The sequence below is a fragment of the Streptomyces aurantiacus genome, from assembly GCF_001418335.1.
Classification (GTDB): domain Bacteria; phylum Actinomycetota; class Actinomycetes; order Streptomycetales; family Streptomycetaceae; genus Streptomyces; species Streptomyces aurantiacus.
On record NZ_LIPP01000351.1, the window covers coordinates 1 to 8,755 of the forward strand.

An 8,755-nucleotide genomic window follows, 5' to 3' on the forward strand; every position below is an offset into this window, starting at 1 on the left:
GTCGGTGGCGGGGCAGGCTCTGGCGGGGCGGTCGGGTCAGCGTGATCTGGCGGACGAGTTGCTGGAAGCAGGCCAGGGCCGCGAGCGACGGCAGGGCCGCTGTGGCGATGCTGGTGAAGGTCCGGTGGGCCTGAGCCGCGCAGAGCACCATCGCGACGGAGGAGAACAGCAGGACGACGAACCAGGAGTGCACGGCGCGGCGCTGGTGCAGCGCGGCCCGCAGAATGGAGAGCGAGGCCATCATCCACGGGCCGTAGACCAGCAGGGGCCACCAGACCGCCGTGCTGCTCTGCGTGTGGGAAGCGATGTCGCGCAGGGGGACGTAGGACACCATCCCGCCGAAGACGCTCACCATCGACACGATGACCGCGGCGACCGCGGCGATCAGAAAGCTGACCGTCTGCAACCAGGTGACGCGGGCCTTACGAACCCGTACTTTCCGGTGCCCGGCCGGGTGGGAGCGGATGGGCGGTAGCTCAGCGGTGATGCGTGCCAGGTTGTCCATCGGATCGTCGGTGAGGCCGGCGCCGGTTGACGGCGCCTCGCTGCGGGGCGGTGGCACGGCGGCGGACTGTTCCGCCGAGACGGCGTCCTGGAGGAGATGGGTGAGCTCCTCGACCGGGTCCCAGGCGGGGTCGAGGGCATCCGACTGGTCGCCGCCCGCATGCCGCATGTCGACGGGCCCACGATGCCGCCCGGTACCCGATCCCGATCCCGGCCCCGACTCGGTGCCATACACACGGTCGTCCGGAGCGAAGAGGTGGGCGTAGTCGTCGTTCACGGAAAATCCTCCCCCCTTCATGCGCAGGCCACGTTGCTGCCGGGCCGCCCCTGGACGCTCCACCGCTGGTTCAGCTCGTCCTGTGTCCTGTTCAGGGATGCCAGGAAATCACCCAACAGAGGTTCGGTCACCCGCAGTTCGACCGGTTCGCCATCCCCGCGCAAAATGCCGCGGGCACCCGGTGTCGAATTGTCCGAGGCAGGCATATAGGTGTATCGACCCATCGCCGTCTGAGGGACAGCGGTCAGATTTTCCTCACCTGCCTGGACCTGGACGGGAGTGCCGAAGAGCCTTGCTTTCGTCATATCTCGCTAACGCTGCCACCCTTACTCGGATGCGCGGCAAATGAGTGAGCGTAACTCCGCCCGGAGAATTGACGACGGCGTTTGTAAGCCAAGACCAAATAACCCTCTAAGAGCAGTTATTGCTACTGGAGATCCGCGTCATCGGACAGTGAAGCGCAGGAGTCCAGGAGTCTCCTCGCAGTCCTGCCCGTCCTACCGTCCTAGCGGTCCTACCGTCCTCCCGGTCCCACCGGTCCCACCGGCCCTCCCCGTCAGTCGGCGAATCTGCGTACGTATCCTCGCTGCCACGGTGTCTCCACCGCGTGGCGGTCGTAGTTCCGTCGTACGAAATCCACCGCCTCCTCGGGCGGCACGCCGTCCAGGACCGCCAGGCAGGCCAGGGCCGTGCCTGTCCGTCCGCGGCCACCCCCGCAGGCGATCTCCACGCGTTCGGTGGGGTCCGCGGCCCGCTCCCAGGTCTGCGTCAGGACCTTCCTCGCGTCCGCCCGGTCCCGGGGCAGCCGGAAGTCGGGCCACCTCAACCAGCGCGTCTCCCAGGGGAATTCGGGTGGCTCCTTGCCGAGGAGGTAGACGCCGTAGGTGGGGCGGGCCGCCTCGGGGCCGAGTCCCTTGCGCAGCCCCCGGCCCCGTACCAGCCGGCCCGACGGCAGTCGGAGCACTCCCGGTTCCTTCTCGTCCCAACCCGCGGTCATCCGACCCCTCCCCCATGAACTCCTGGCGGCGGCCCTCGCCTCGATCCCCCGGACCAGGTCCGCCATCGCGGCGACGACTATGTCACGGCGGCGCGGAAGGCGGCGGAAGGTGGCGGAAGGCGATGGCGGCCCGTCGCCTCGGGAGTCGCAGCCGACCCCGAAGGGCTCCTCTCCCACCTCGTCCTTTACGGCGCCATTGGTCGTACCTCTGGCAGAAACCGCATTCGCGCGCGTCCCCTTGACCGCCCTCACGGCCCCTCTTATCGTCACGCTGCACCTATGACGTAGGACGTCGTATCTCTGTCGTATCACCGTCGTATCTCCCCACACACGTCTTCTCACTCCTCGCTGGAGGAACCGTGCGCGACGCGACCCCCGCACCGGCGCTGCACCGCCGGTCGTTCCTGAAGTACTCCGGCGCGCTCGGCGCGGCCGTCACGATCACCTCGACGCTCTCCGCGCTCTCCGCCTGCTCGTCGGGGCCGGAGTCCACGAACGAGACGGGCGGCGGGGGCGAGGGCGCCGACCGGACCCTCACCGCGGTGATCGGCTACGGCAACGACCAGAGCTGGGATCCCCTGATGACGGCGTCGGCGTTCGCGATGGCCGGCAACCACCACATCTACGAGGGGTTGCTGGACACCGACCCGATCAGCCGTGAGCCGTACGCGGCCCTGGCGACCGCGGTTCCGGCGGATCTGCGGGCGACCACCTGGAAGTTCACGCTGCGGGAGGGCGCCACGTGGCACGACGGGCAGCCCGTCACCGCCGACGACGTGGTCTTCACCTACGGGCGCGTACTGGATCCGAAGACGACGACCCTCGCCAAGAACTTCTTCGCCTCCTGGCTGGCGGAGGTGAAGAAGGTCGACGCGAAATCGGTGGAGTTCGTTCTCAAGTTCCCCTTTCCCGACGGGGTCCAGCGGCTCACGCTCGCGAAGATCATGCCTGAGCACGTGTTCTCGAAGGCGGGGGCGCTGGACGGGGCGACGACGGGAAAGACGGTCGGCTCGGGCCCGTACCGGCAGACCGCTCACCATCCGAAGTCCAACACCACCTTCGAGGCGTTCGCGGACTACAACGGGCCGCGAAAGGCCGCGTTCAAGAAGATGAACTGGCTGACCATCGTGGACGCCGCACCGCGGGTCGCGAAGATCTCGGGTTCGAGCGCGGGCGCGCAGATCTCCGACAACATTCCGTACGCCAATATCTCCCAGCTGGAGAAGGGCGGACTGGAGGTCGAGGGCGGGGCGGGAATGAATCACCTCTTCCTCCTCTTCAACACCGCCCACAAACCGTTCGACGACGTACGGGTGCGGCAGGCGCTGCACTACGCGATCGACAAGGAGAAGATGGTCGAGGCCGCGCTGCGCGGTCACGGAAAGCCGGCGTCGTCGTTCCTCAACGAGGAGAATCCGACCTACCGCAGGGCGAAGACGGTCTACGGCCACGACCCGGACAAGGCCAGGGCGCTCCTGGAGGAGGCCGGGGTCAGCGGGCTGACGGTCAGCCTGATGGCGGTCAACGTGAGCTGGATCATGGACTGCCTGCCGACCATCAAGGCCTCCTGGGACGCCATCGGGGTCGAAACGACCCTCGAACCCCAGGAAACCGCCGCGCTCTTCACGAAGCTCGACCAGAAGAAGGACTTCCAGGTCGTCGCGGCCGCGTCCAACCCGAACCAGTTCGGTCTCGACGCCGATCTGATCATGCATTACAACTACGGGCCCGGGAACACCTGGATGCGGTACGCCCGCTGGGAGAGCAGTTCCGTGGCCAAGGATCTCTTCAGCCGGATGGATCAGGCCACGCGGGAACCGGATGCCGAGCGGAAGAAGACGATGACTCAGGAATACATCGATGTCGTCGCCGAGAACGCCGTCATCTATCCGGTGGTGCACAACGAGTTGATCACCGCGTGGGACGCGAAGGACCTTACGGGTGTTCGGCCGCAGCCGTACCCAGGGATAAACGTTCTCCAGGCGAAATGGGTTTGAGGGTTGCGCGGAAGGTGCGGGCCGTCCGTGACTGGTCGCGCAGTCCCCCGCGCCCCTGGAGGGGCGCCGGTCGACCAGCCGCGTGACCCGGATCAGCCAGTTCCAGCGAGGAGAACACGTGGTCGCGATCGTCAGAATTCTGATCCGCCGTATTGTCCTGCTAGTTCCGCTGATGCTCGGGATCATTCTGTTCGTGTTCGTCGTGATGCGGTTCTCGGACAGTGATCCGGCGTCCGCGTACTTCCAGGGCGCGAACCCGACCGAGCAGCAGCTGCACGACTTCCGGGAGCGCAACGGCCTGCTGGACCCGTTCCCGGTGCGGTATCTCGACTTCGTCGGGGATCTGGTCCGGGGCGACATGGGAGTCAGCGCGCTGACGCGGGCGCCGGTCGTCGACCAGGTCACCACCGCGCTGCCGCTCACGATGCAGCTGACCTTCCTCGGCCTGGGCATCGCGGTGGTGCTTGCGCTGCTCGGCGGGGTCACCGCCGCGATCTACCGGGACCGTTTCCCCGACCAGCTGATCCGGGTCGTGTCGCTGACGGGTGTCGCGGCGCCCGGCTTCTGGCTGGCGCTGCTGATGATCCAGTACCTCGCCGTGGACCTGGGCTGGTTCCCGACCAGCGGATACATCAACCCGGCCGACTCGTTCACCGGCTGGCTGAAGACCATGACGCTGCCCGCGCTCGCCCTGTCGCTGCCCGTCGCCGCCCAGCTCACCCGGATCGTCCGCACGGCCGTGGTGGAGGAGCTGGACCGGGACTACGTACGCACCGCGATCGGCAGCGGGCTGCCCCCGGTCGTCGTGGTCGGGCGGAACGTGCTGCGCAACGCTCTGATGAACCCGCTGACCGTACTGGGTCTGCGCGTCGGCTATCTGCTCGGCGGTGCCGTCGTCATCGAGACGATCTTCAATCTGCCGGGGATGGGCAAGCTCATGATCGACGCCGTGAAGAACGGCGATCCGGCCGTCGTGCAGGGCGGCGTCCTCACCATCGCCTTCGGGTTCGTCGTCGTGAACCTGGTCATCGACATCCTCTATCTGCTGGTCAACCCGCGTCTGAGGAGTGCCGAGGCATGATGCTGACACACCGGAAGCGGCTCGCCGACGTCCTTTCGCTGCCCGGGGTCCGTCTCAAGGGGTTCGCGCGGCTTCCGCCGATCTCTCGGATCGCCGTCGTCGTCATCGGGATCGTCGTCCTCACGGCCCTTCTCGCCCCTCTCATCTCCCCGCACGACCCGCTCGAACAGTCACCGCTGGTCGACAACGGCCATGGTGAGGGCGCCCCTTCGGGCGAGCACTGGATGGGGCAGGACAGCCTGGGCCGCGACATCCTCAGCCGGCTGATGTACGGGGCCCGCTGGTCCCTGGCGATCGGCCTCGGCGCGACCTCCCTCGCGCTGGTGGTGGGCGCGGTCATCGGCGCGGTCGCGGCGACCTCGCGCAAGGCGGTCGACGAGACGCTGATGCGCTGCCTGGACATCGTCATGGCCTTTCCGGGCATCGCGCTCGCGGCCGTCTTCGTCGCGGTGTTCGGCGGCGGCATCCCGATCCTCATCGGCGCGATCGCGTTCCTCTACATGCCGCCGATGGCCCGGGTCGTACGGGCCAACGTGATGGACCAGTACGGCGAGGACTACGTGACCGCCGAGCGGGTCATCGGAGCGCGTACCCCGCACATCGTGTGGCGGCACGTGGCCGTCAACTGCGCCGCTCCGGTCCTCGTCTTCTGCACCGTGCAGGTCGCCGAGGCGATCGTCTTCGAGGCGTCGCTGTCCTTCATCGGGGCGGGCGTACGGCCGCCGGACCCGTCCTGGGGCAGTGTCATCGCGGACGGCAAGAACATGGTGCTGACCGGGGGCTGGTGGGCGACCGTGTTCCCGGGCCTGCTGATGCTGGTCACCGTGCTGGCCCTCAACATCCTCTCCGAGGGCGTCTCGGACGCGTGGGCGGCGCCCGCGGCCCGGGATGTCCCGGGACGGCAGGCTGACGAGCAGGGCGAGGAGGACCGCCTGGAGACGGCCGAGCCGGGCAGCGGCAAGGTCCTGGAGCTGCCGGGTCTCGCGGAGGCGGCGCAGCGGCTGCGCGGCCGGGCCCGTCCCCTGCCCGAGGGCGGGCAACCGGTGCTGAGCGTCGAGAACCTGGCCATCGGCTTCGATGCCCGCCACGGGGGTGTGGACATCGTCGACGGCATCAGTTTCGACGTACGGCCCGGTGAAGTCCTGGGCCTGGTCGGCGAGTCGGGCTGCGGCAAGTCGCTGACGGCCCTCGCGGTGATGGGCCTGGAACCGAAGGGCGCGCGGGTGCGCGGCCATGTCCGGTTCAACCAGCGGCAGTTGGTCGGCGAGCCGATGCGCGTACGGCGCAGGCTCCTCGGCCACGAGATGGCGATGATCTACCAGGACGCCCTGTCGTCGCTGAACCCCGCGATGACGATCCGCGCCCAGCTGGGGCAGGTGGTCAGGCGGGGCGGCACCCGCACGGGCGCCGAACTCCTCGAACTGGTCGGCCTGGACCCGGACCGCACCCTGCGCAGCTACCCGCACGAGCTGTCCGGCGGCCAGCGGCAGCGCGTACTGATCGCGATGGCGCTCTCCCGGAACCCGAAACTGATCGTCGCCGACGAACCGACGACAGCTCTCGACGTCACCGTGCAGGCGCAGATCATAGAGCTGCTGCTACGGCTGCGTGCCGAGCTGGACTTCGCGCTCGTCCTCGTCTCGCACGACCTGGCGCTCGTCGCGGACGTCACGGACCGGATCGTCGTGATGTACGGCGGCCAGATCGTGGAGTCGGGCGTGACGGCGGACCTGGTGGAGTCGCCGTCGCACCACTACACGCGCGGCCTCCTCGGCAGCGTCCTGTCCCTGGAGTCGGCGGCGGTACGGATGACCCAGATCAAGGGAGTCGTGCCCTCCCCGGCCCACTTCCCCGCGGGCTGCCGGTTCGCCGACCGCTGCCCGATGGCGACGGAGGTGTGCCGGACGAACACACCCCGGCTGGCGGGCCCGCCGCGCCGCCACGAGGTCGCCTGCCACCATCCGGCGATCGCTCCGGCGGCGTACCCGGCCGGGGCCGGCCGCACCGGCGTCGACGACGGAAGCGAGGCCGTGACATGAGTACGAGCCGACCGGCCGGCCCGCTCACTGGCCCTCGCACGGAACCCGGCACGACACCCCTTGTGGAGCTGTCCGACGTGCACGTCGTCCACAAGGCGCGCACCGGCGGCCTGCTCGCACGCGACCGCGTGTACGCCCTGACCGGCGCCGAACTCACCATCGCGCCCGGCGAGACGGTGGGCGTCGTCGGCGAGTCCGGCTGCGGCAAGTCGACGCTCGCCAAGGTCCTGGTGGGCGTGCAGAAGCCGACGTCCGGGACGGTGTCCCTGCGCGGCGGCGACCTGTGGACGATGGCCCCGGCCGAGCGACGGAGACTGGTGGGCACCGGCACCGGCATGATCTTCCAGGACCCGTCGACGGCCCTGAACCGCCGGCTGACGGTACGGCGGATTCTGCGCGACCCCCTCGACGTACACAGGCGCGGCACGCCTCGCGAACGCGAGGACCGGGTGCGCCAGTTGATGTCCCTCGTCGGCCTTCCCAGGGCGCTCGCCGACGGCCTGCCCGGTCAGCTGTCCGGCGGGCAGCGGCAGCGGGTCGCCATCGCGCGTGCGCTGGCCCTCGACCCGGACCTGGTCGTCGCCGACGAGCCGACCAGCGCCCTGGACGTCTCGGTCCGCGCCCAGATCCTCAACCTCCTCCTCGACCTCAAGGAACGGCTCGGCCTGGCGCTGGTCTTCGTCTCGCACGACATCCAGACCGTACGGAGGATGAGCGACCGCGTCATCACGATGTACCTCGGCCGGATCGTCGAGGAGTCCCCGGCCGACGAGGTCACGGACCGGTCCCGGCACCCGTACACCCGCGCCCTCTTCTCGGCGACGCCCGGCCTGCTGGACCCCATCGACCCGATCCCGCTGGTGGGCCCCGTGCCGTCGGCCACCCGACCGCCGAGCGGGTGCCCGTTCCGGACGCGCTGCTGGAAGGCGGACGCGGTGTGCGCGGAGGCCATGCCGGATTTCGCGGGCGCGTCGACGACAGGGGGCCGTTTCCGGTGCCACCATCCTGTGGAGGACGGCGTGTCGACTCGCGATCTCGTCGCGCAGGCCGTCAGCGCCGCCGTACCGGAGACCGCCACCGCGCCGGGGGCCACCGCCATGGCCGACGCCTCGGCCGACGTCCCGGCCGACGTCCCAAAGGAGCCTTGATGACCTTTCCCGCCCCGCTGACCGGTGTCGTACCGCCCGTCTGCACGCCCCTGACACCGGACCGTGAGGTGGACGTCCCCTCGTTGACCAGGCTGGTCGACCATCTGCTGGAGGCCGGGGTGGACGCCCTGTTCGTCCTCGGGACGTCGTCCGAGGCCGCGTACTTGACCGACCGTCAGCGGCGCCTCGTCGTCGAGACGGTGGTCGGCCATGTGTCGGGCGGGGTGCCCGTCCTCGCCGGCGCCATCGACATGACGACCCCGCGCGTCCTCGACCACGTCCGGTACGTCACCGACGCGGGCGCCGACGCCGTGGTCGTGACGGCTCCCTTCTACACGCCCACGCACCCGGCGGAGATCGCCCGCCACTACCGCCTCGTCGCCGCCCGCTCGCCGGTGCCGGTCCTCGCGTACGACCTCCCGGTCTCCGTCCACTCCAAGCTGGGCGCCGAGCTGGTGCTGGAACTGGCGGCCGAGGGGACGCTGGCCGGGCTGAAGGACTCCAGCGGGGACCTGGGCGGCTTCCGGGCGGTCGTGACCGGGGCCCGGGCGCACCCCGCCGTCTCCGGCTTCAGCGTGCTGACCGGGTCCGAGCTCCTCGTCGACTCCGCGCTGGCCATGGGGGCGGACGGGGCCGTACCCGGCCTCGCGAACGTGGACCCCGCCGGATACGTACGGCTGGACCGGCTGTGCCGGGAGGGGGACTGGGAGGG

At 69.6% G+C, this 8,755-nt stretch carries 7 protein-coding genes; 5 read left to right on the forward strand and 2 right to left on the reverse strand.

Features of this window, described 5'->3' with window-relative positions:
- Both AOK01_RS34790 and AOK01_RS34795 read right to left on the reverse strand, forming a co-directional pair.
- Positions 1 to 781, reverse strand: a 781-nt coding sequence (locus tag AOK01_RS34790) for a DUF2637 domain-containing protein (protein WP_063792917.1), incomplete at its 3' end; no start/stop codon positions are given.
- A 556-nt stretch (positions 782 to 1,337) separates the two neighbouring features.
- The gene (locus tag AOK01_RS34795) at positions 1,338 to 1,778 is read right to left on the reverse strand and encodes a protein-tyrosine phosphatase family protein (protein ID WP_055518775.1); all 441 of its coding nucleotides are present in this window, start codon (positions 1,776 to 1,778) and stop codon (positions 1,338 to 1,340) included.
- 359 nt (positions 1,779 to 2,137) lie between these two features.
- Between AOK01_RS34795 and AOK01_RS34800 the strand changes: the two genes are divergently transcribed.
- From AOK01_RS34800 to AOK01_RS34820, 5 genes are all read left to right on the forward strand, one after another.
- Complete coding sequence (locus AOK01_RS34800) at positions 2,138 to 3,775, forward strand: ABC transporter substrate-binding protein (RefSeq protein ID WP_055518776.1); 1,638 nt, start codon at positions 2,138 to 2,140, stop codon at positions 3,773 to 3,775.
- A 118-nt stretch (positions 3,776 to 3,893) separates the two neighbouring features.
- Positions 3,894 to 4,856 carry an ABC transporter permease gene (locus AOK01_RS34805; protein WP_055518778.1) on the forward strand — a complete coding sequence of 321 codons (963 nt, stop codon included), beginning with the start codon at positions 3,894 to 3,896 and terminating at the stop codon, positions 4,854 to 4,856.
- Positions 4,856 to 6,895, forward strand: a complete 2,040-nt coding sequence (locus tag AOK01_RS34810; protein WP_425424783.1) for a dipeptide/oligopeptide/nickel ABC transporter permease/ATP-binding protein — start codon at positions 4,856 to 4,858, stop codon at positions 6,893 to 6,895. Before AOK01_RS34805 ends, AOK01_RS34810 begins: the two co-directional genes overlap by 1 nt.
- Positions 6,892 to 8,043, forward strand: coding sequence for an oligopeptide/dipeptide ABC transporter ATP-binding protein (locus AOK01_RS34815; protein WP_055518782.1), 1,152 nt, complete (start codon positions 6,892 to 6,894; stop codon positions 8,041 to 8,043). Before AOK01_RS34810 ends, AOK01_RS34815 begins: the two co-directional genes overlap by 4 nt.
- On the forward strand, positions 8,043 to 8,755 hold a 713-nt coding region (locus tag AOK01_RS34820; RefSeq protein ID WP_055518784.1), incomplete at its 3' end, for a dihydrodipicolinate synthase family protein. The genes AOK01_RS34815 and AOK01_RS34820, both read left to right, overlap by 1 nt.

What these genes read in the sequence shown, in the direction of transcription:
- AOK01_RS34795 (WP_055518775.1), bottom strand. Translation starts at nt 1,778, where the DNA reads ATGACCGCGGGTTGGGACGAGAAGGAACCGGGAGTGCTCCGACTGCCG.
- AOK01_RS34810 (WP_425424783.1), top strand. Translation starts at nt 4,856, where the DNA reads ATGCTGACACACCGGAAGCGGCTCGCCGACGTCCTTTCGCTGCCCGGG.
- AOK01_RS34815 (WP_055518782.1), top strand. Translation starts at nt 6,892, where the DNA reads ATGAGTACGAGCCGACCGGCCGGCCCGCTCACTGGCCCTCGCACGGAA.